The 20,570-nt window shown below is 57.0% G+C and carries 21 protein-coding genes; 12 read left to right on the top strand and 9 right to left on the bottom strand.

Annotated features, from left to right (window positions below):
* Positions 1 to 63 precede the first annotated feature (63 nt).
* Positions 64 to 279 carry a dodecin gene (locus VQ575_RS00665; protein ID WP_003177209.1) on the top strand — a complete coding sequence of 72 codons (216 nt, stop codon included), beginning with the start codon at positions 64 to 66 and terminating at the stop codon, positions 277 to 279.
* 102 nt (positions 280 to 381) lie between these two features.
* The gene (locus tag VQ575_RS00660; protein ID WP_039593381.1) at positions 382 to 606 is read left to right on the top strand and encodes a DUF1161 domain-containing protein; all 225 of its coding nucleotides are present in this window, start codon (positions 382 to 384) and stop codon (positions 604 to 606) included.
* Positions 607 to 661: 55 nt separating this feature from the next.
* Here VQ575_RS00660 and VQ575_RS00655 read toward each other — a convergent pair whose 3' ends face one another.
* Complete coding sequence (locus VQ575_RS00655) at positions 662 to 1,663, bottom strand: LLM class flavin-dependent oxidoreductase (protein ID WP_325918848.1); 1,002 nt, start codon at positions 1,661 to 1,663, stop codon at positions 662 to 664.
* 235 nt (positions 1,664 to 1,898) lie between these two features.
* Between VQ575_RS00655 and VQ575_RS00650 the strand changes: the two genes are divergently transcribed.
* Positions 1,899 to 2,330 (top strand): OsmC family protein, encoded by a 432-nt coding sequence (locus tag VQ575_RS00650; RefSeq protein ID WP_325918846.1) that lies wholly within the window; start codon positions 1,899 to 1,901, stop codon positions 2,328 to 2,330.
* Between the two features lie 137 nt (positions 2,331 to 2,467).
* On the top strand, positions 2,468 to 2,701 hold the full coding sequence (locus VQ575_RS00645; protein ID WP_039593384.1) for a DUF1161 domain-containing protein: 234 nt from the start codon (positions 2,468 to 2,470) through the stop codon (positions 2,699 to 2,701).
* A 6-nt stretch (positions 2,702 to 2,707) separates the two neighbouring features.
* Here the strand turns inward: VQ575_RS00645 and VQ575_RS00640 are convergent, their stop codons facing one another.
* Complete coding sequence (locus VQ575_RS00640; protein WP_045154723.1) at positions 2,708 to 3,133, bottom strand: PA0061/PA0062 family lipoprotein; 426 nt, start codon at positions 3,131 to 3,133, stop codon at positions 2,708 to 2,710.
* Between the two features lie 39 nt (positions 3,134 to 3,172).
* Positions 3,173 to 3,586: a PA0061/PA0062 family lipoprotein gene (locus tag VQ575_RS00635; RefSeq protein ID WP_325918844.1), complete on the bottom strand. Its 414-nt coding sequence runs from the start codon at positions 3,584 to 3,586 to the stop codon at positions 3,173 to 3,175.
* A gap of 58 nt (positions 3,587 to 3,644) precedes the next feature.
* On the opposite strand from VQ575_RS00635, the gene VQ575_RS00630 reads away from it, so the two are divergent.
* Complete coding sequence (locus VQ575_RS00630) at positions 3,645 to 4,736, top strand: aminopeptidase (RefSeq protein WP_325918842.1); 1,092 nt, start codon at positions 3,645 to 3,647, stop codon at positions 4,734 to 4,736.
* A 400-nt stretch (positions 4,737 to 5,136) separates the two neighbouring features.
* Here VQ575_RS00630 and VQ575_RS00625 read toward each other — a convergent pair whose 3' ends face one another.
* The 3 genes from VQ575_RS00625 to VQ575_RS00615 all read right to left on the bottom strand — a co-directional run bounded on the left by VQ575_RS00625 (position 5,137) and on the right by VQ575_RS00615 (position 8,804).
* The gene (locus VQ575_RS00625; protein WP_325918840.1) at positions 5,137 to 6,255 is read right to left on the bottom strand and encodes a hypothetical protein; all 1,119 of its coding nucleotides are present in this window, start codon (positions 6,253 to 6,255) and stop codon (positions 5,137 to 5,139) included.
* A gap of 129 nt (positions 6,256 to 6,384) precedes the next feature.
* Positions 6,385 to 7,680 (bottom strand): hypothetical protein, encoded by a 1,296-nt coding sequence (locus tag VQ575_RS27345; protein ID WP_325918838.1) that lies wholly within the window; start codon positions 7,678 to 7,680, stop codon positions 6,385 to 6,387.
* A gap of 5 nt (positions 7,681 to 7,685) precedes the next feature.
* Positions 7,686 to 8,804, bottom strand: coding sequence for a nucleoid-associated protein (locus VQ575_RS00615; RefSeq protein WP_325918836.1), 1,119 nt, complete (start codon positions 8,802 to 8,804; stop codon positions 7,686 to 7,688).
* 864 nt (positions 8,805 to 9,668) lie between these two features.
* Here VQ575_RS00615 and VQ575_RS00610 point away from each other — a divergent pair.
* Positions 9,669 to 10,031 (top strand): DUF6124 family protein, encoded by a 363-nt coding sequence (locus VQ575_RS00610; RefSeq protein ID WP_039593393.1) that lies wholly within the window; start codon positions 9,669 to 9,671, stop codon positions 10,029 to 10,031.
* Positions 10,032 to 10,137: 106 nt separating this feature from the next.
* Here VQ575_RS00610 and VQ575_RS00605 read toward each other — a convergent pair whose 3' ends face one another.
* Both VQ575_RS00605 and VQ575_RS00600 read right to left on the bottom strand, forming a co-directional pair.
* Positions 10,138 to 10,782, bottom strand: coding sequence for an HAD family hydrolase (locus VQ575_RS00605; protein WP_039593394.1), 645 nt, complete (start codon positions 10,780 to 10,782; stop codon positions 10,138 to 10,140).
* 96 nt (positions 10,783 to 10,878) lie between these two features.
* Positions 10,879 to 11,424, bottom strand: coding sequence for a gamma carbonic anhydrase family protein (locus VQ575_RS00600; protein ID WP_325918835.1), 546 nt, complete (start codon positions 11,422 to 11,424; stop codon positions 10,879 to 10,881).
* A gap of 99 nt (positions 11,425 to 11,523) precedes the next feature.
* Between VQ575_RS00600 and prlC the strand changes: the two genes are divergently transcribed.
* The 3 genes from prlC to VQ575_RS00585 all read left to right on the top strand — a co-directional run bounded on the left by prlC (position 11,524) and on the right by VQ575_RS00585 (position 15,982).
* The gene (gene prlC, locus VQ575_RS00595) at positions 11,524 to 13,575 is read left to right on the top strand and encodes an oligopeptidase A (protein WP_039593396.1); all 2,052 of its coding nucleotides are present in this window, start codon (positions 11,524 to 11,526) and stop codon (positions 13,573 to 13,575) included.
* The gene (locus tag VQ575_RS00590; protein ID WP_039593397.1) at positions 13,572 to 13,850 is read left to right on the top strand and encodes a YheV family putative zinc ribbon protein; all 279 of its coding nucleotides are present in this window, start codon (positions 13,572 to 13,574) and stop codon (positions 13,848 to 13,850) included. Before prlC ends, VQ575_RS00590 begins: the two co-directional genes overlap by 4 nt.
* 116 nt (positions 13,851 to 13,966) lie before the next feature.
* Positions 13,967 to 15,982 carry a M3 family metallopeptidase gene (locus VQ575_RS00585; protein WP_325918833.1) on the top strand — a complete coding sequence of 672 codons (2,016 nt, stop codon included), beginning with the start codon at positions 13,967 to 13,969 and terminating at the stop codon, positions 15,980 to 15,982.
* Here VQ575_RS00585 and VQ575_RS00580 read toward each other — a convergent pair.
* A complete protein-coding gene (locus VQ575_RS00580; protein WP_198725005.1) occupies positions 15,958 to 16,638 on the bottom strand; it encodes a dual specificity protein phosphatase family protein in 681 nt (226 codons plus the stop codon). The genes VQ575_RS00585 and VQ575_RS00580 overlap by 25 nt on opposite strands.
* Positions 16,639 to 16,818: 180 nt before the next feature.
* On the opposite strand from VQ575_RS00580, the gene VQ575_RS00575 reads away from it, so the two are divergent.
* The 3 genes from VQ575_RS00575 (at position 16,819) to VQ575_RS00565 (ending at position 20,430) form a co-directional block, all read left to right on the top strand.
* On the top strand, positions 16,819 to 17,877 hold the full coding sequence (locus tag VQ575_RS00575) for a PA0069 family radical SAM protein (protein WP_045154701.1): 1,059 nt from the start codon (positions 16,819 to 16,821) through the stop codon (positions 17,875 to 17,877).
* A gap of 198 nt (positions 17,878 to 18,075) precedes the next feature.
* On the top strand, positions 18,076 to 18,807 hold the full coding sequence (locus VQ575_RS00570; protein WP_039593401.1) for a carbonic anhydrase: 732 nt from the start codon (positions 18,076 to 18,078) through the stop codon (positions 18,805 to 18,807).
* Between the two features lie 93 nt (positions 18,808 to 18,900).
* Positions 18,901 to 20,430, top strand: coding sequence for a SulP family inorganic anion transporter (locus VQ575_RS00565; RefSeq protein ID WP_045154700.1), 1,530 nt, complete (start codon positions 18,901 to 18,903; stop codon positions 20,428 to 20,430).
* Positions 20,431 to 20,570: the final 140 nt, after the last annotated feature.

Here is a 20,570-nt window from a genome sequence, read left to right as displayed (position 1 = left end):
GACGGCGCCACATGTAAGGCGAAAAATCGCTGCTAGGCTGTTAAAGACACCAAGGAGAACGTCATGAGTGATCACCACACATACAAGAAAGTCGAGCTGGTCGGTTCGTCTCCCACCAGCATTGAAGACGCCATCAACAACGCCCTGGCCGAGGCCAGCAAAAGCCTCAAGCACCTGGAATGGTTCGAAGTCACGGAAACCCGCGGCCATATCGAAAATGGCCGGGCCGCGCACTTTCAGGTGACCATCAAGGTCGGATTCCGAATCGCCAATAGCTGAGTGCTTTGAACTTGCACGCTGGCGGAGTGCCATAGGGAATGGCGATGCGCTATGGCTGGCGCATCACGTCTCCCTATTTGATCCGACCAAGGAGTGCGAGCGATGAAGAAATTGATGGTGGCCCTGGGTTTGCTGAGCCTTGCGGGTACGGCGTTTGCGGCCGGCAAGCCGTGCGAGGAGCTGAAAAGCGAAATCGCAGCGAAGATCGACGCAAAAGGTGCTTCGGGTTATTCGCTGGAGATTGTCGATAAAGGCGCAGCGGCTGGCGGAGAAGTTGTCGGCACCTGCGAGGGCGGTTCGAAAGAAATCGTCTACAACCGCGGCTGATAACGCGTTCAGATCAAAGCCGACGCATTGCGTCGGCTTTTTTATTGGCCGCGATTCAGCCTTTCATCACCTGCGCCAGCAGTTCATAAGAGTGCAAGCGGTCGGCGTGTTCGTACAAATCGCTGGTGAAAATCAACTCATCGGCATGAGTCTGCTCGATCAACACTTCGAGCTTGGCGCGGATTTTCTGCGGGCCACCGATCATTGCCAAGCCAAGGAAATCACCTACCGCTTCCTTCTCATGGGGCAGCCATAGACCATTCATGGTGTCGACCGGCGGGCGCTGCACCAGGCTCTGGCCGCGCATCAACGCCAGGATACGCTGGTACACCGAAGTCGCCAGGTAATCGGCCTGCTCATCCGTGTCCGCCGCCACCAAAGGGACGCCGAGCATCACGTAGGGCTTGTCGAGTACGGCTGAAGGCTGGAAGTGGTTGCGATAAACACGGATCGCCTCGTGCATGAACCGCGGTGCGAAATGGGAGGCGAACGCGTAGGGCAAACCGCGCTCCCCGGCCAACTGCGCACTGAACAGGCTCGAACCCAACAGCCACACCGGTACGTTGGTGCCCGTGCCTGGCATGGCGATGATGCGTTGGTCCGGCGTACGCGGCCCGAGATAGCGCATCAGTTCGGCCACGTCATCGGGGAAATCATCGGCGCTGCCGGAGCGCTCACGGCGCAATGCACGGGCCGTCATCTGGTCGGAACCAGGCGCTCGCCCCAACCCCAGGTCAATCCGACCCGGAAACAGACTTTCCAGCGTGCCGAACTGTTCGGCGATCACCAACGGCGCATGGTTCGGCAGCATCACCCCGCCGGAGCCGACGCGGATGCTCGACGTGCCCCCCGCTAGGTAGCCCAGCAACACCGCTGTCGCCGAACTGGCGATGCCGTCCATGTTGTGGTGTTCCGCCACCCAGAAACGGGTGTAGCCGTACTTTTCCACGTGCTGCGCCAAATCCAACGAGTTGCGCAAGGATTGGGCGGCGTTGCCGTCAGCGCGGACAGGGACAAGGTCGAGGGTTGAAAATTTAACTTCGGACAGCTGTTTCATGGGCCGGCATCTCCAACGGCGTAGGCGCTTTGCTGTGGGCGAAAGCCTGCCGTTTCTCTAGGTGTATCCTATGAATGTGGGCATATACCCGAGTTTCAATAGCAGCGAAGAATTTTCCTACTAAATTGGTCGACTAATCGACCGGGTGAACTTTATCCACCGGTCTATCCTCACAATCCTGGCACTGAAAAATACCCAGGCGCGAACCCTCGCGCCGGATCATGAGGAGGCACATATGGCTATCGTCAAGAAAGCATCGGCTCACTGGGAAGGTGACCTGAAGACCGGCATCGGCTCCATCTCCACGGAAACCGGCGTGTTGCGCGAAGCGCCCTATGGTTTCAAGGCACGTTTTGAAGGCGGCAAGGGCACCAACCCTGAAGAATTGATCGGCGCGGCCCATGCGGGCTGCTTCTCCATGGCGTTTTCGATGATCCTCGGCGACGCCGGGCTCAAGGCCGACAGCATCGACACCAACGCCGAAGTGACCCTGGACCAGGTCGATGGCGGCTTCGCAATCACCGCAATCAAGCTGATCCTGAAGGCCAGGATTCCCGGCGCCAGCCAGGAGCAATTCGAAGAGCTGAGCAACAAGGCCAAGGAAGGTTGCCCGGTTTCCAAGGTGCTCAATGCCAAGATCACCCTGGACGCGACCCTGGTGAGTTGACCAACCGAGAAGATCGCAGCCCCGCATAGGCTGCGATCTTCTTGATCCGCGAGCTATTTACCCGAAAGCAAATATGATCGAATGCAGGTCTGCAGTTTCAGCGCACAGGCGTGCGCGCTGTATTGAGGAATTCGAGCATGAAACGTTTGGCCCTGGCAGTCATCGGTTGCGCATTGACCACAACGGCCCTCGCAGCACCCAAGCCCTGCGAAGAACTGAAAGCCGAAATCGAAGCGAAGATCCAGGCTAATAACGTGGCGTCCTATACCTTGGAAATCGTCACCAACGACGAAGTCCATGACCAGAACATGGTGGTGGGCAGTTGCGACTACGGCACCAAGAAAATCATCTATCAGAAGAACGACCGCTAGGCAGCGCTACGGAACGCAATTGACTTGTCGATCTTCTGCAACGATTTCACGCTTGGCGTTATAGAGCCGGGCGCTGGCGGAAAACGCTAGATTGCGCCCTTCCAAACGATAACGCTGACCGGCCTCGAAATGGTCGTAACGCACGAGCATGTAGCACAGTCGTTCCTGAGGAGCGCCCTGCATGCCCAGCCCACCGCCGGCAAAAACCTCGAAGTCGAAGCGCACCTTCAGTTCATGGCTGCCCGGTGAAACCTGGAAAAATCGTCCGTCAGAGGATTTTTGACCATCCAGGCTTTCGGCCATCAGCAGCTTGCCGCCCGGCATCGGCGTGGCCAAGTCGATCCACGCCATGTTCGGATCGACTTGCGGTAGCGGGCTCGAAGCACAACCGCTCATGGCAACAAGGCCCAGCAACAACATGTATTTGCGCATGGTGAATATCCTGGAGTCAGGTCTTGAGCATAGCGTTTATCAGCTTTGCTGGCAGCCGGCTGGCGTGCCTTGGCCCACGACCTTGCGCTGCTGGTCGTAAAGCTTGGCCCATGGGCGGAACCCGATGCTGCCAGCCTGCAATTGGTAGCGCTGGCCCGCGTTGAAATCCTTGAATTTCACGTTCAATCGACAATCACGCCACAGCGGCTCGGCATCCGGGCCGATGTTGCCCGGATCCACGGCAAACTGATAACGCACCGTCAGCTCATGGCTACCTGGTTGAACCTCGAAATAACGTCGGTCGATGGACTGTTTGTCATCGACTTCCAGCGCTTGCAACGCCGTGTCCTGTTGGTTTCCCAGGTCTATCCACGCTTGGGAGGGATCAGGATCAGGCAAACCGGCACAGCCAGTCAGCAGCAACAGGCCACTTGTCAGCATCAACACGCGCATAGCGAAGCTCCGGGCAAGCGAGATAGTCTTTGGGCAGACTTCCCAGGGTGATTCCAAATTGATTAGGCAGCGTTCACGCCATCGGTTACTCGACCGTGTTTTGCGGATTTTGTTTCCAGCCCTCCTGCTTTTGTTACTCAACGGTTGCACCAGCGTTGCTTATTACGGCCAACTCGCCAGTGGACAGGTGCGACTGCTGCAAGCCCGCGAGCCAATCGACCGCGTCATTGCCGACCCCACCCGCGATCCGAAACTGCGCGCTCATCTGGCCCAGGCCCGCAAGGCCCGCGCGTTCGCCAGCGAACAACTGCACCTGCCCGATAACAAAAGCTATCGCCTGTACGCGGACATCGGCCGCCCCTTCGTCGTCTGGAACGTCTTCGCCACCCCGGAATTCTCCCTGGCCCCGCAAACCCATTGCTTTCCCATCGCCGGTTGCGTGGCCTATCGCGGCTATTACAGCCAGGGTGCCGCCCGAGGCGAGGCCGCGGTGCAGCAATTGCAGGGCATGGATGTGTCGATCGGCGGCGTAGAGGCCTACTCGACGCTGGGCTGGTTCAACGACCCGATCCTGAGCTCGATGCTGCACTGGGGTGACGAGCGCCTGGCGACGCTGATCTTTCATGAACTGGCGCACCAGCGCGTCTACGTAAAGGACGACACGGCATTCAACGAATCCTTCGCCACCTTCGTCGAACAGGAAGGCACCCGCCAATGGCGCGCCCATCGCGGGCTGGCGCCAGACAACGGCAACCGGTTGCGCCAGCGCGACCAGTTCATCCAACTGATCCTCGACACCCGCCAACGCCTGGAAACCCTCTACGCCCAACCTCTGCCCGCCGAGCAGATGCGCCAGCGCAAGGCCGAGGAATTCGAACGCCTGCGCGCCGACTACCAACGAATGCGCGACACGCAATGGGCTGGTGACAAGCGCTATGACGCGTGGGTCTATGCGCCAATGAACAATGCCCGGTTATTGCCCTTCGGCCTGTATGACCAATGGGTGCCGGCGTTTGCGGCGTTGTTCAAGCGTGAGGGCGGGGATTGGGTTGCGTTTTTTACTGCGGTTGAGAAGCTCGGCCGGTTGGCGGCTGATGAGCGCAAGGCTGCTCTGGAGGCATTGGCGGCTCCCAGAACTGCGAACGATTGAACAGGGCTTTATCACGAGCAAGCGCCCGCTAAAACCTTCAAAAACACCGCACAACCCACCTGTAGGAGCTTGCTCGCGATAGCGGCCTATCAAACGACGCCTATCCAACTGAACGACAAACCCAACAGCCCTCACCACCAAAAAGCTCCACCCGCCCATACATCCCGCAACCGCGCAGCATTGATGCGGCGGCGACCTGGGCGAGAACGAAATAGGCTGGGTGCTTGCTATTAGATACCGACGAGTCTGTTAATTTGATCTTCCGCGACGGCTGCAATCGGCCAGAAGCGGCCACTTGTTTTCTTCGGTAAGAACTTTAGCGCATCAGTGCTCACAGTTGATCGGAATAGACTATGGGCCATAGTAGTGATTTACATCGACTCCTACCGAATTCACTTGATTACCAAGTCCATGGTTGCTCAGTCTGCCCTATGAATTTCGAACCATGTAGGAACGTATTACGCTCCTGCGTAGTGGTCAACGCAAATCGGGCCCAATGCGAATGGGCGATCACCTTCAAATCTTGTTGCCACCGCTGCTTGATTTCCGGCTCTTGGATGTTTCGCCCTTCAAGGACCTCTTCTGAGAAAAAATCTACAAGCTCAATGGGGATCGCACTAGCCGTCCCTAGACGAGATCGTATGTTTACCGAGCAAAGCTCCACGACCAATCCGGCAATGCCTTTTTTCATCAGCTGTTGAAGCACTCTAAGCTTTCCACTTGCAGCGAAATTCGTTTTTTTCAGCAGGGTGTTGTAGCGCGGCTTGAAATAGTTTATCAACGCCGCCTCTGCCAGAGATATCACCTCATGTCGCCTCAGCTGGACATCCCTAAGACGATCAAAATGGGCAGAATCTTGAGCATCAGTGGCCTGAGTTTCCACATTAAAGTCGCCCCCATTGCTGATGATTGTCTTGCGGTGCTCGAACCGATAAAGCAAAAGTAATATCTCGCGCTCCGGGGAGTGTGTCGAGTTCTCGGCGAGAATCTGCTGAAACTTGGTATGCGATAACAAGCGATTCAACGCCGTCAACGTATTCGTTCGTCCGATGCTCTGGCCAACATAGAGCACTTCCATATCCGTGTCGGGCCCCGTCAATTCACTTTCGGCAGCCGCAACGATAACACTCACGGCAATCATCTGGTCCCCTTCAGAAGTCATCACGACCATCGACGATCCGTTGGGCGCAACGGCGATACTTAAAATCTCTGCGGCACCAGCAACTGTTGGAAGACTGATCTCATAAGTGAAGGGAACCACCGTCACCCCGCGTTCGCGCAATACCAAAAAATCACCCGAAACGATCGATCCAGTGTGAGATAGATTTTCGGGATTTAGGTAAATGCGATGACGACTGACGATAAGATAAATGTTAGAGCCCGCGAGCGCAGCCTTATGAGCTGGATTGTCCTTGATATGATAAAGGTCTGCAGGCGTCAGCATCGATGGAAGGCTCGAGTAAAGATGGGTTGCCCCTTCCATTGAAAAGAGCCTTATAGTTTCACTCAGATCGGTCACACATTGCTCCTGTGAGGCGCATCAAACAACAAAGCCATTCCCTTTGTCTCAGCTAGAGCTAGACTTACTCCAATAATTCAAAGAGGTAGCGCAAGCCCTTTTGATCGTGATGTTTCTTAACTATCCTAATTAGCAGCATGAAAATACTGAAAGAATAGCACGCACAAAAATCGCAAGCTCATCAAATCCTGCCAATAGATCTTTTTGAAAGATACATGAATGAAGAATTACAGCAACGATTGCAGGAGTCCATGCTAAAATCCTCAGCACTAACAATGAGCTCTTAAGCTTTTTCTCGTTCGCTGTTAAGGCGCTTATAGAATCTTTTATATAGTTTCTTAAGTCTTCTGGGTACTGATGTGCTTTTTGCTGATGCGACGCAAACATTATCATTCGTGAATGTTTGATGCGCTCATATTGCAACTTCTGAGCTGCTAAGGTTTCGGCTAACAAAGCAGAAGTTATTAAAATACCCAATACCAAAATTGAGCTTTCTAAAACGCTTTCGGTTTTTGATATTGCAATGACGACAGCCAACGAAATCGGTATGCTCAAAACTTTTCCGCTGATATCACTTACAACCTTCGACATCTGGTCGGCGACTGTTAACTGAGCATTTGCAACCTCTTGCTTTGCCTTGTGAAAAGAAAAGCCGCTAAGATAGGTAGACAGGTTGTTACCATACAATATTAGAAACTGTGACCACGTGGAAATGAGGAATTTGAAACGTTCCTTTCCTCCAAACTGACCTGCCAAATACTCAATCAAAGTTGCCCGAAAAATAGATCTCTCTTTGAAAAGCTGGGGGCTTTCTTCTAAATTACTCATTTGGAGGTTGTCGACCAACTCTGTGCTTATCTCAAAACCTAGCAACTCGCGATCCAGGTATGGATAAAGCGTTATTGCGCGCTCTCCTTTAGCTAGGTCCTCAGCAACGAATACAAGCTTATATTCATCACTGGACTCTTTTTCATCGTGAAAATGTGCCAAGTCAGCTAGGTAAACGATTAGGCGACATAAAGCATGAAGAGTCTTTATCCGATGATCGAGGGGCTCTTCACAAGACAAAATATTTTCATCTGTTATGTAAAAGCTTGTTGGCACCTCCGTTCGAACGAAACTCTTTGATCGAGCCATGAGCTGATCAAAATTTTTAAAAATTGGCACTGTGCCCGATGTGTCAAGTACGAAGGAGAACTCGATTGTTGACCACGCAGAAGAAGCATTGAAATTAGAGGGATCTACATCAACGCCGTCAATAAGAAACTCATCAAATCGGCCAGCTTTTGAAATAATTAGCTTTTCAGCTGCAGAATTGATTTCTGGATTGAAGACAGAAGCTCTAAAATCAAATGCATTAGCCCTCGCGAGAGCAGGACGACCAAGCAATCGATATGCCTCGGCAAATTTACTTACATCTACCATGGCAATTACTCTGGCTCGGCAGCATCTCGTTTATCCGCTATGGCTTGACGAATGACTTCAACAGCGCTTTCCGAAAGATTATTGATGATTAGTTTTCGATCTTGTTCAATAAAACGAATTTCAGCATCCACACCTTCGCCTAAAGAGTTTCGATCAAACTTCAACTGCCAGTTGTCTGCCTTGTAGACCACGTGAGTGTACTTATCAAGTGTCACCTTGCTAATAGGAAACTCAACGGGCACTCCAACGGCCTCACTATTGAGGTGCCCTGTAAACTCAACGGCCAATTCATCGGCCTGACCTTCCAGTTCTGCCGGAAAAAATTGGCGAGCAATCGCTTCAACTTCCGAGAGTTTGACGGATTGTCCAGAATCTCGCTGACGCTCTAGATATCTCAAAATCTCATCTTTAAACTGAATTCTTTTGTCGCGTAGATTAGGACGCTCTCTAAAAAATTTTACACTCTCGATTATAAGATTTTTTGTAGCAGCCGCTGAAGCGGTTCCTACTGCACAGCCCAGTGCTGTTACAAAATAACCTGCAGCCGACCGTCCTGCGCTTTGGCTAAGAAAACTTAGATAATTGAGTTCTTGCTTAGCTTCCGCGTCCGCTAAGCCATGCTCTTGATATTTATTAAAATTAATACGAGCCGCGTGGTACAAACTACTCAAATCCAGTTCAATCAATTCCTCAGGCTCAAGATTTTCATTAAGCCTCAAACCATCACGCTTTTTAAGCATTGCAATTAACAAGAAGCGTCCTTGGTTGTTTTCGTAGTCTACGAATAAAATATACCCCCCAGAAGATGCGGTGGTTTTTTTCGCTGCGGCATGAAGTTCCGCCATGGCGGACTCGGTAACTTCCAGAAAAGACTTTTCCGAAATGGCAATTTTAGAGTAAGCATCAAAGTCAATGGGAAACTCACTCACAGTTTTTTTTGCGAAGATCCCATAATGTGTGGCGTTATTTTTCTTACCGTAAATTGATGTCGCACCGATTATTAACTTGCTAACGGCTGGCTTGTCTTTATTCAGCACAACCTTTCGAATATCAGAAGCTTGAATATCTTTAAATTGCTCTTTTATTAGCTCATGAACAACTGCGAAATTAACTTTTACGTCCATGATACTTCCTTGTTTTAAATTATATTTGAGATCCTGAATCTACATCATGATATTAATGTGCCACAAGAGATTTTTGTCGTCATCGCTCATTTGGTGACTGTATGCATATACAGCTTAAATTGCAATTAGTGTGGTGTCACGGGTCGATAAACGGTGATGTACCGCCTTCGAGGCTACGTATTCCAAGAGGGCGATCTCAATCGATGAGGCCACTATGCTCCCATCGGTTTTTAGGTGCACTCAGAATTCACAGATGACAGGGCTCTTTTCCATGCTTGTTTCTGTCCGAAAGCTGACGTCCGCAAAGCAGCGACTACTGCCCGCCGGAGTTTGTTTGCAAGCGTCCGCTTATGGCCGAAAGCAGACCTGACGACAATTGGAGCTACGTACAGCGCCATGCTTGGCATAGCGGCACTGCACAAACCTGATAAAAAAATCTAAGCGCAAACGCCCTAGCCACAGCTCTGCGCTAAGACATCATGTTTATAAGGGGAGCCAAGCTCACCCGCTCATTGAGCCTGGCTTTTCGGCTTTGTTTAATTTCTGTCCGCCACGTCTGTACCGGGCTACGTTTCCTTGCGCCTTTGCCTACAACTACGCCAGAATCCGCCGGCTTGTGCGCCTTGCCTCTGGGCTCTATCGTTTCCCTACCACTGCCCATCAGTGGTCGGGTTTAGTAGCCCAGATGACATACAGGTTGCACAAGCTTCATCAGTCAGGCATCGCCTGCATTTGATGGTGGCTGTGCGCTTGGCGCCTCCGGGCGCGCCGGTTTGGGTATGTCACCGGTCTACTAACCTGCGCACAGCCGCCACCCTTTCGTTTAGTAGCGAGATGGTTGCAGCCTAACTTTAGGACGTACCCATGTTCAAAATAACGCCAAACCCTCCAGAAGCAGATCCCAACTCTCCTTATCTGGACGGCTTAAATGCCAAGCAACTCGAAGAAGCCGCCACCCGCGCATTGGACTTTTATCTAAAGCCCAAATCCACAAGACCTGAAGAAACCATCCAACCCGGGCAGTTATTCACCGTCGTAAAAGGCCTCGACAATGAATGCCTGCTGGCAAACCTCAGCGAAACCCTGGCTTCGGCCGATGCAATGGTCAATGAATTGGCTTTTGATATGGAAGGCTCCAACCGCCAAGTCCTACTGGGCATTCAGCAACTGATCGAGCTGAGTTCGTTGTTGGCGAATCGCGTGTTGGATAACGTCGATCCCCGCTAGCCGCCGCACCGCAAGCTTCTGTGGCGAGGGCATTTAGCGAAACGTCGCGCAGCCCAACGGGGATAAATCCCCTCGCCACGTTTCGCTTGTCTTTAGTTTTTGAGCTTCACAGGAAAGCCCGGTGCAACTCATCCAGTGTCTGGAAGTGGTGCACCGGGTTTTCTGCGTTCAGTTCTTCGAAACTGCCAAACCCATACCCCACCGCTGCGGCGTCGAGGCCGTTGTCGCGGGCGCCGATCAGGTCGTGTTTGCGGTCGCCGATCATCAGGGTGTTGGCCGGGTCGAGGCTTTCTTCGGCCAGGAGGTGGGCGATGAGTTCGACTTTGTTGGTGCGGGTGCCGTCCAGTTCGCTGCCGTAGATCACTTTGAAGTGCCGGGCGAAGTCGAAGTGGCGGGCGATTTCCCGGGCGAAAACCCAGGGTTTGGAGGTGGCGATGTAGAGCTGCCGGCCTTGGCTGCCGAGGGTTTCCAGCAGGGGCATGACGCCGTCAAATACGCGGTTTTCGTAGAGGCCGGTGACTTTGAAACGTTCGCGATAGAAGTTCACCGCTTCCCAGGCTTTCGCTTCGTCGAAGTCATAGAACTGCATGAAGGCCTGCAACAGCGGCGGGCCGATGAAGTGTTCGAGGCGGGTGAGGTCGGGTTCGTCGATGCCCAGTTTGCCCAGGGCGAACTGGATCGAACGGGTGATGCCTTCCCGTGGGTCGGTGAGGGTGCCGTCGAGGTCGAAGAGTACGGTTTGGTAGTGCATGGTGGGTCCTAGGTGATCGTGCAGTTCACTCAACAGGCATGAATGAAACTGTGGCGAGGGGATTTATCCCCTCGCCACAATGGTTCACTCGGCGCTTCAGAGTTGGTCGTAGCCTTCGGCCAAGTGCAAATCCTTGAGTTTCACGTAGTTCGCCGCGCTGTAGGTGAAGAACGCCCGTTCCTTGTCGGTCAGCGGGCGGACCTGTTTCACCGGGCTGCCCACGTACAGGAAGCCGCTCTCCAGGCGCTTGCCCGGCGGTACGAGGCTGCCGGCGCCGATGATGACGTCGTCTTCGACCACCGCGCCGTCCATGACGATGCTGCCCATGCCGATCAGGATCCGGCTGCCCACCGAGCAGCCATGGAGCATGACTTTGTGGGCGACGGTCACGTCATCGCCAATCAGCAGCGGGAAGCCGTCGGGGTTGAACGGGCCGGCGTGGGTGATGTGCAGCACGCAGCCGTCCTGGATGCTGGTGCGCGCGCCGATGCGGATGCGGTGCATGTCGCCGCGAATGACCGTCAGCGGCCAGACGGAGCTGTCTTCGCCGATTTCGACGTCGCCGATCACCACCGCGGTGCTGTCGACAAAAGCCCCACGGGCAAGCTTGGGGCTGTGGTTCTGGTACGTGCGAAGGGTCACGATAGGCTCTCTCTTATCGGCTGATAGGCGCTGCTAGCTGCGGTGAAGGTCGATTGTAATTAAGATGGGCCCATGTTTCTTCCAGCGAAGGTGTCAACCGTGAGCGTGAACAACCCTCTTTTGCAGCCCTACGACCTGCCGCCATTCTCGGCGATCCGTGCCGAGCACGTGCAACCGGCCATCGAGCAGATCCTGGCTGACAACCGTGCCGCCATCGCCGAAATCCTCAAGACTCAAGTCAAACAGCCTACCTGGGCCGGCCTGGTGCTGGCGATGGACGAGCTCAACGATCGCCTCGGTGCGGCCTGGAGCCCGGTCAGCCACTTGAACGCCGTGCGCAACAGCCCGGAACTGCGCGAAGCCTATGAGGCGTGCCTGCCGGCGCTGAGTGCCTACTCCACCGAACTGGGCCAGAACCGTGAGTTGTTCCAGGCGTTCGAAGCCCTGGCGAACAGCCCCGAGGCGGCCGGTTTCGACGTGGCGCAAAAAACCATCCTGGAACATTCCCTGCGCGATTTCCGCCTGTCGGGCATCGACCTGCCGCCCGAGCAGCAGAAGCGCTACGCCGAAGTGCAAAGCAAGTTGTCCGAATTGGGCAGCCGCTTTTCCAACCAATTGCTCGACGCGACCCAGGCCTGGACCAAGCACGTCACCGATGAAGCCGCCCTCGCCGGGCTGACCGATTCGGCCAAGGCGCAAATGGCCGCTGCGGCCCAGGCCAAGGAATTGGACGGCTGGCTGATCAATCTGGAATTCCCCAGCTACTACGCGGTGATGACCTACGCCGAAGACCGCGCCCTGCGCGAAGAGGTCTACGCGGCCTATTGCACCCGCGCCTCGGACCAGGGCCCGAACGCCGGCCAGAACGACAACGGCCCGGTAATGGAGCAGATCCTCGACCTGCGCCAGGAGCTGGCCCACCTGCTGGGCTTCGCCAATTTCGCGGAGTTGAGCCTGGCGACCAAGATGGCCGAATCCAGCGATCAAGTGCTCAGCTTCCTGCGTGACCTGGCCAAGCGCAGCAAACCGTTCGCCGCCCAGGACCTGGAGCAACTCAAGGCCTACGCCGCCGAACAGGGCTGCCCCGACCTGCAAAGCTGGGACAGCGGCTTCTACGGCGAAAAACTCCGCCAGCAGCGTTACAGCGTCGCCCAGGAAGCGCTGCGTGCGTACTTCCCGATCGATAAGGTGCTGAGCGGCCTCTTCACTATTGTGCAGCGCCTGTACGGTATCGAGATTGCAGAGCTGAAAGGCTTCGACAGCTGGCACCCGGACGTGCGCCTGTTCGAGATCAAGGAAAACGGCCAGCATGTCGGCCGCTTCTTCTTCGACCTCTACGCCCGCGCCAACAAGCGTGGCGGCGCGTGGATGGACGGCGCCCGGGATCGTCGTCGCACCCTCGAAGGCGCACTGCAAAGCCCGGTCGCCAACCTGGTGTGCAACTTCACTCCGGCCGACAGCGGCAAACCCGCGCTGCTGACGCACGATGAAGTCACCACGCTGTTCCACGAGTTCGGCCATGGCCTGCATCACCTGTTGACCCGCGTCGAGCATGCTGGCGTGTCGGGCATCAACGGCGTGGCTTGGGATGCCGTCGAGCTGCCGAGCCAGTTCATGGAGAACTGGTGCTGGGAGCCTGAAGGCCTGGCGCTGATTTCCGGTCACTACGAAACCGGCGAGCCGCTGCCCCAGGACCTGCTGGAAAAAATGCTCGCGGCGAAGAATTTCCAGTCCGGCCTGATGATGGTCCGCCAGTTGGAGTTCTCGCTGTTCGACTTCGAGCTGCACGCCACCCACGGCGACGGTCGCAGCGTGTTGCAAGTGCTCGAAGGCGTGCGCGACGAGGTGTCGGTGATGCGTCCGCCGGCCTACAACCGCTTCCCGAACAGCTTTGCCCACATCTTTGCCGGCGGCTACGCAGCGGGTTACTACAGCTATAAGTGGGCGGAAGTGCTCTCGGCCGATGCGTTTTCCAAGTTCGAAGAAGACGGTGTACTCAACGCCGACACCGGGCGCGCCTTCCGCGAGGCGATCCTGGCCCGTGGCGGTTCCCAGGAGCCGATGGTGCTGTTCGTCGACTTCCGTGGCCGCGAGCCGTCGATTGACGCACTCTTGCGCCATAGCGGCCTGAGCGAGGACGCGGCAGCATGAGTGAGGGGCCAGTGATTACCAAACGACGCTTCATCGCCGGGGCGGTCTGCCCGGCGTGCAGTGAGCCGGACAAGTTGATGATGTGGAACGAAGACGGCGTGCCCCATCGCGAGTGCGTGGCCTGCGGTTATTCCGACACGCTCAACGAGCAAGGCCTGTCGGTGCCCAAGGAATTGGGCACCCGGGTCAATACTTCGGCACTCAAGACGCCAGACGCGAAGGTCCAGGCGGTGCAGTTTTTTCCCAACCCCAAGTTGAAGAAAAAAACCGACTGACATCTTCGGCATCACCTTCCGGGCCGCCCGGCCCGGAAGCGATAAATATGTACCGCAGCGCCAACCGCCTTCCTCTCCAGACTGTCGTGACACGTCCAGACTGACAGGAAGTCTCCATGCGCCACGCTGATAACCCACTGCTGCAGCCCTATGTCCTGCCGCCGTTCTCAGAGATTCAAGCCGAACATTTTGCCCCCGCCCTCGACCAGATCATTGTCGAATGCCAAGCCAAAGTTGCCGAGACCATCGAGACTCAGGCGCCCTATCCGACCTGGGATGACCTGGTGCTGGCCATGGATGAAATCCATGCACGGCTGAAAAGCTTTGGCTATGTGCTGCAATGCCTGGCCTCAACCTGGACGGGAGACGCCTGGGAGCAGATTGCGCATGAGTGCCGCGAACGACTGAGTGACTTTCGCCGTTCCCTGGAGCAAAACCCCGAGCTGTTCCAGCTCTACCAACGCCTGGCTGACAGTCAGATAGCCGTGCATTTCTCACCCGCGAGAAAAAGAACGCTGGCGAAGATCCTGCGGCGGCTTCGCCAGCATTCACTCGCACCCGACGTACAAGCGGCCTTGCTAGACCTGAAACTGCGTATCCGTGGCGCCGAAATATTGTTCATGGAGCATTTGGAAGAGGCCAACAATGCCTGGAGCCAAACGTTCGACGATGAGGCCCGTTTGCAGGGCTTACCTGCGTATTTCAAACTGCAAATGGCCGAGCACGCCCGTGAAAAAGGTCGCACGGGGTGGTTGTTGAGGCTGACGGACGAATCGTTTCGCATTGTCACTCGTTATGCTGACGACCGCGTTCTGCGCGAGCAAATCTACACGGCCTATAGCATTCGGGCGTCGGATCAAGGGCCGAATGCAGGCCTCTTCGATAATGGCGAGGTACTGCAGCAATTGCTCAGGGACCGTCATCAAACCGCCCTGCTGCTGGGCTATTCGAATTATGCCCAACTGGCGATCGAGCCGGAGCAAGCGCAGTCGCCAGAGCAGGTCATGGCGTTCCTGAAGGAAAAACTCGGGCGACAACAAGAGCTGTTCAAGCAGGACGCTAAACAGTTGGCGGCCTTCGCTGCGCAGCAAGGTTTCGGCGAACTCCAGCCTTGGGATTACCAGTACTTGGCGGAAAAAATTCGCCGGCAGACGACAGGGGTTTCAGAACAGACGGCCAGCGCCTGGTTTGAGCTCAGATCAACCTTTTACCAATTGCAGCTGATCGCACACGATCTGTTCGGTATCGAGTTCACCGAGCGCCAGGATCTGTCCACCTGGCATGCGCAGGTGCGTGTGTTTGAGGTCCACGAGCGGGGCGATACCCTCGGTTTTATCTATTTCGATCCCTTTGAAAATGGAAGGCTGAACGGTTACCCCCACACTTCCCCCCTGCGAAACCGCCGCATCACCGCCGAGGGTCGACCGCGCTACCCCGTCGCGACGTTGCATGCCTGGTTGCCACGCGGCTCCGGCACCGAGCCGGTGTTGCTGGACTACCAACACCTGAGCGTCCTGTTTCATGAGTTCGGTCATTGCTTGCACCATGTCCTGAGCAAGGCGGACTATCGCGACATCTCGGGCATATCCGAGCTGTCCCGGGACACCGCCGAGTTTGCCGGAAACCTGCTGGAGCGCTGGAGTTTCTCCAAGCAGTGCCTGCTCCGTATCGCCAGGCACCACCAGACCGGGGCTTCCCTGCCGGAGCATATTGTCGATCATCTGTTGACGTACCTCACCACTCAAACCAGCTGGGGGAGGGCCAAGTCGTTACGCGACACGCTGTTTGACATGGAATTGCACCGCAGCCACGGCGACGGGCGCACAGCCCAGCAAGTGTTCGACCAGATCAGCGCACAGGTCGGGCATCTGCCAGCGTCCGCCAACGAACGCTGGCCAAACGGGTTGGATTACATGGTCACCGGTTATGGCGCCGGACTCTATGCCTACCTCTGGTCGCAGGACTTGGCCGATGGCGTGTTCAAGCGTTTCAAGCGCAACGGATTGTTCGATAGGAGCACTGGGAGGGCGTTGCGCCAAGCGATATACGAGGCGGGCGATTCACGACCGTTGTCCGAATCCATCTCCGCCTTCATGCAGGCGACCGATCACCGTGCGGGCGCAAGTACCTGAGGGTCCATGTGATGGGCCGTGGTGGTCGAGTTGACCCAACTCCCGAGGGAGCAAAGGGCAAAGACGCTGGTGCTGCAATCGCCGTTCGCCAATGCCTCGCGGAGTTTGTCGACATCGGCCTGCATCATGTAGCGCACCCCATCCTTGAAGTGATGACTATCACCGAAGCCACCTTCGGTCATTTCGTTCAACGCGTCCTCTTTGCTCCAACCCTGCACAACCACCCGGTACATGGCCGCCACCAGCCCGGTGCGGTCCGAGCCGTGTTTGCAGTGCATCAGCACCGGCCCCTTGGCCTCGCCCGCCTGGACGGCGCGCAAGGCACTGAGGATGTCGCTGTCGTCGACGTGATTGGTGCGATAGGGCAACTGAACCTGCTCGATGCCGGGCGTGGACAGCCAGCGCTGGTCCGACTCCGGCAAGAAGTTGATGACCGTGCCGATCCTGAGTTCGCTCAGCAAGGGCAGCGCAGCGCCGTCCGGCAGGGAGCTGCGGTAGAGCGTCGGAGACATCTGGTAGAGGTTGTAATGCTTACCCACTGGCTGCGCCCATTCAGCGGGCCTTGCTTCAACGGAATCGGCCGCTTGGGCGGGCGCCTCGGCCAGGGCGGTGAGCAGGGCCAGGCAAAGCAGCGAACGGGAACAGAGCTTGAGCATGCACGCGCGACCAATAATGGGGATTGGAGAGGCGCAGTGTCGGCTCGCTCCGGTTAAAAGCCTGTGAGCGGGACGTCAAAGCGTCGTGAAGGGCAATCGAGCATTTGCGCTGCCGAATGGCACTGGTCTTAATCGAACGCAGCGAATACTGTATGTACATACAGCAAACGGAGTATATCCATGTCCGCCTCTCTTCCACCCCGCGGCCGCGGCACCGCGACCAACCCGCATAACCGCTTCGCCCCGAGTCGCTCGGTGACCGAGGATGACGGCTGGTACCAGGAGGTCCCGCCGACCCAGGGCACCGAAGTACGCATCGAAACGGCCAAGACCATCATCACCCGCAACACTTCCACCGACATCCCTTTCGATCGCTCCATCAACCCCTACCGGGGCTGTGAGCACGGCTGCATCTACTGCTATGCGCGGCCCAGCCATGCCTATTGGGATATGTCGCCGGGGCTGGATTTCGAAACCAAGCTGATCGCCAAGACCAACGCCGCCGATGTGCTGGAGGAACAACTGTCCCGGCGCGGCTATCAATGCGCGCCGATCGCCCTGGGCTCCAACACCGACCCCTACCAGCCGATCGAACGCGAGCAGCGCATTACCCGGCGGATCCTGGAGGTGTTGCTGCGCTATCGACATCCCGTGACCATCGTCACCAAGGGGTCGTTGATCCTGCGGGACCTGGACCTGCTGACCGAGCTGGCGCAACAGCGCCTGGTGCACGTGATGATCAGCCTCACCACCCTGGACGATGAGCTCAAGCGCATTCTCGAACCCCGTGCGGCGGCGCCCAAGGCGCGGTTGCGGGCGATAAAAGTGATGCGCGAGGCGGGCATCAACGTGGGCGTGCTTTGTGCGCCGATGATCCCGATGATCAACGACAGCGAAATCGAGAGCCTGCTGGCCGAAGCCCACGCCGCCGGTGCGCAGAATGCCGCCTACGTCTTGCTGCGCCTGCCCTTGGAAGTGGCGCCGCTGTTCGAAGAATGGCTACAGGCGCACTACCCGCAGCGCGCCGCCCATGTGCTGAGCCTGGTGCGCCAGAGCCGTGGAGGTGAGCTGTATGACAGCCGGTTTGGCGTGCGGATGCGCGGTGAAGGTCCTTTCGCGCAGTTGCTGGCCCAGCGATTCGCCAAGGCGTTGAAACGTTTAGGGTTGGAACGGCGTGATGGTTACAATCTCGACTGCGATGCCTTCTGTCCGCCAGGCCGGCAGATGTCGTTGATTTGATTAAAGTTGAGCTTGGAAGGGCCGCTGGACATGATCCGCGCCAGCGTTTCGCCACCCCTGTAATCGTTGTCCTAGAGCCTTCGATTTCAGTTTGAGTTAAGTTTCGGCCGCTACCTTGTTCATCGAGTGACTGACGGGTCGAGCGTTTCGGCCTGGATGTTTTTTAACCAGCCACTGGCGTCTCAAAGAGGATGAATCATGAGTGACAAGGATAAACAGCCGTTGGCTGCGTCGGCTTCAGCCCAACCCGAGGCGGAAACCGCCGATGCAGCGCTGCAGCACATTGTTGACGGCTTTTTGCATTTCCATCACGAGATCTTTCCCCAGCAGGAAGAACTCTTCAAGAAACTCGCCACCGCCCAGAAGCCCCGGGCAATGTTCATCACCTGCGCCGATTCGCGCATCGTGCCCGAGTTGATCACCCATAGTTCCCCTGGCGACCTGTTCGTGACCCGTAACGTCGGCAACGTCGTTCCGCCTTACGGCCAGATGAATGGCGGCGTTTCCACCGCCATCGAATACGCCGTGCTGGCCCTCGGCGTGCAGCACATCATCGTCTGCGGCCATTCCGATTGCGGCGCCATGCGTGCCGTGCTCAACCCCGATACCCTGGAAAAAATGCCGACGGTCAAGGCCTGGCTGCGCCACGCCGAAGTCGCCAAGACCATGGTCCATGACAACTGCCCGTGCGGTGACGAAAAGCAGACCATGCCTATCCTCACCGAAGAGAACGTGATCGCGCAGTTGCAGCATTTGCGAACGCACCCCTCGGTGGCTTCTCGCATGGCCAGCGGCCAGTTGTTCATCCATGGCTGGGTGTACAACATCGAGACCAGCGAGATCAAAGCCTTTGACGCGGACCGGGGCTGTTTCCTGCCGCTCGATGGCAGCCATCCGATACCGGTGGCGACGCCCAAAGCGCGCTTCTAACCACTCCTAATCATCCTTGCATGGTTCCAAGCCTTCCCGCGTTTCACGCGGGCGGGCCTCGCCATGCCTGAAGAAAACTTCGGGAGAGTCGCCATGCGTGCTGCTCAATTAAAAGCTGTTCTGCCACGGGAGCTATTGGCTTCGGTGGTTGTGTTTCTGGTGGCGCTGCCCTTGTGCATGGGGATTGCCATTGCATCGGGCCTACCACCGGCCAAAGGCCTGATTACCGGGATCATCGGCGGTCTGGTGGTGGGTTTCCTGGCCGGCTCGAAGCTGCAAGTCAGCGGTCCGGCGGCCGGGTTGGCGGTGCTGGTCTTCGAACTGGTTCGCCAGCATGGCGTGGCGATGCTCGGGCCGATCCTGTTGCTGGCCGGCCTGCTGCAATTGCTGGCCGGGCGCTTTCGCCTCGGTTGCTGGTTCCGGGTCACGGCGCCTGCGGTGGTCTACGGGATGCTGGCCGGTATCGGCGTGCTGATCGTGTTGTCCCAAGTCCATGTGATGCTCGACGCAGCGCCCAAACCCTCGGGGCTGGATAACCTCGCGGCCTTCCCTGCGGCAGTCGCCCAGGCCCTGCCGACCTTCGGCTGGCAGGCCGGCCTGTTGGGCCTGTCGACGATCGCGGTGATGTGGCTATGGGAAAAGTTTCGCCCCCACAGCCTGCGCTTCGTTCCTGGCGCGCTGCTGGGTGTAGGCTTGGCGACCGTCGCCAGCCTGCTGCTGGCCTTGCAGGTCAAGCGCGTGGAAGTCCCGGAAAACCTCGCCGAAGCCATCGATTGGCTGCGCCCGGCGGACCTGCTGAACCTGGCGGATCCGACCGTGCTGATCGCCGCCTTCGCGGTCGCCTTCATCGCGAGCGCCGAAACCCTGCTGTCGGCCGCCGCCGTGGATCGCATGCACAGCGGTGAACGGGCGGACTTCGACCGCGAACTCTCGGCGCAAGGTATCGGCAACATGCTCTGCGGCCTGCTCGGTGCGCTGCCGATGACCGGCGTGATCGTGCGCAGCTCGGCCAACGTCCAGGCCGGCGCAACCACGCGGATGTCGACGATTTTCCACGGCTTGTGGTTGTTGCTGTTCGTGCTGTTGCTGTCCAGCGTGCTGCAAAGCATTCCGGTGGCGAGCTTGGCGGGTGTACTGGTCTACACCGGTTTCAAATTGGTGGACCTCAAGGCGTTTCGAAGCCTGGGCCGTTATGGCCGGATGCCGATGTTCACCTACGCCGCCACAGCGCTGGCGATCATCTTCACCGACCTGCTGACCGGCGTGCTGATCGGCTTCGGCTTGACCTTGGTGAAACTCGCCTGGAAAGCCTCGCGCCTGAAAATCAGCCTGATCGACTTGCCGCAGGAAGGCGAGATGGAGCTGCGCCTGGTGGGGGCGGCCACCTTCCTCAAGGTGCCGGCGCTGACCAAAGTGTTGGGCACCATACCCGAAGGCGCGACAGTGCACGTGCCGCTCAATAACCTGAGCTACATCGACCATTCGTGCCTGGAATTGCTCGAAGAATGGGGCCGGGCGAATGCCAGCAAGGGTTCGAAGCTGCTGATTGAATCCCGCGGGCTAAAGCGCCGGTTGGAAGGGCGGTTGCGGACCACAGTTGGGGTTGGCGCAGCGGCCAGCTAACCATGCCTCTGTGAGGCTCTCGATGAACTGCGTATGCCCCGTGGGAGCGGGCTTGCTCGCGAACGCGATAGATCAGTCAGTTGGATGTAGCCTGACGCTCCGCTTTCGCGAGCAAGCCCGCTTGCACAGGGGTTTTGTTT

This window comes from Pseudomonas frederiksbergensis (assembly GCF_035751725.1).
Taxonomy (GTDB): Bacteria; Pseudomonadota; Gammaproteobacteria; order Pseudomonadales; family Pseudomonadaceae; genus Aquipseudomonas; species Aquipseudomonas frederiksbergensis_A.
The sequence above is the reverse complement of the archived record's forward strand: the minus strand, read 5'-3'. Positions and strand labels throughout refer to the sequence as shown.

Bases quoted from the DNA above. Each gene is read 5' to 3' on its own strand.
- VQ575_RS00650 (WP_325918846.1), top strand. From the start codon at position 1,899: ATGGCTATCGTCAAGAAAGCATCGGCTCACTGGGAAGGTGACCTGAAG.
- VQ575_RS00575 (WP_045154701.1), top strand. From the start codon at position 16,819: ATGTCCGCCTCTCTTCCACCCCGCGGCCGCGGCACCGCGACCAACCCG.
- VQ575_RS00605 (WP_039593394.1), bottom strand. From the start codon at position 10,782: ATGCACTACCAAACCGTACTCTTCGACCTCGACGGCACCCTCACCGAC.
- VQ575_RS00615 (WP_325918836.1), bottom strand. From the start codon at position 8,804: ATGGACGTAAAAGTTAATTTCGCAGTTGTTCATGAGCTAATAAAAGAG.
- VQ575_RS00645 (WP_039593384.1), top strand. From the start codon at position 2,468: ATGAAACGTTTGGCCCTGGCAGTCATCGGTTGCGCATTGACCACAACG.
- VQ575_RS00635 (WP_325918844.1), bottom strand. From the start codon at position 3,586: ATGCGCGTGTTGATGCTGACAAGTGGCCTGTTGCTGCTGACTGGCTGT.
- VQ575_RS00665 (WP_003177209.1), top strand. From the start codon at position 64: ATGAGTGATCACCACACATACAAGAAAGTCGAGCTGGTCGGTTCGTCT.
- VQ575_RS27345 (WP_325918838.1), bottom strand. From the start codon at position 7,680: ATGGTAGATGTAAGTAAATTTGCCGAGGCATATCGATTGCTTGGTCGT.
- VQ575_RS00585 (WP_325918833.1), top strand. From the start codon at position 13,967: ATGCGCCACGCTGATAACCCACTGCTGCAGCCCTATGTCCTGCCGCCG.
- VQ575_RS00570 (WP_039593401.1), top strand. From the start codon at position 18,076: ATGAGTGACAAGGATAAACAGCCGTTGGCTGCGTCGGCTTCAGCCCAA.
- VQ575_RS00610 (WP_039593393.1), top strand. From the start codon at position 9,669: ATGTTCAAAATAACGCCAAACCCTCCAGAAGCAGATCCCAACTCTCCT.
- VQ575_RS00580 (WP_198725005.1), bottom strand. From the start codon at position 16,638: ATGCTCAAGCTCTGTTCCCGTTCGCTGCTTTGCCTGGCCCTGCTCACC.
- VQ575_RS00590 (WP_039593397.1), top strand. From the start codon at position 13,572: ATGAGTGAGGGGCCAGTGATTACCAAACGACGCTTCATCGCCGGGGCG.
- VQ575_RS00640 (WP_045154723.1), bottom strand. From the start codon at position 3,133: ATGCGCAAATACATGTTGTTGCTGGGCCTTGTTGCCATGAGCGGTTGT.
- VQ575_RS00655 (WP_325918848.1), bottom strand. From the start codon at position 1,663: ATGAAACAGCTGTCCGAAGTTAAATTTTCAACCCTCGACCTTGTCCCT.
- VQ575_RS00565 (WP_045154700.1), top strand. From the start codon at position 18,901: ATGCGTGCTGCTCAATTAAAAGCTGTTCTGCCACGGGAGCTATTGGCT.
- VQ575_RS00660 (WP_039593381.1), top strand. From the start codon at position 382: ATGAAGAAATTGATGGTGGCCCTGGGTTTGCTGAGCCTTGCGGGTACG.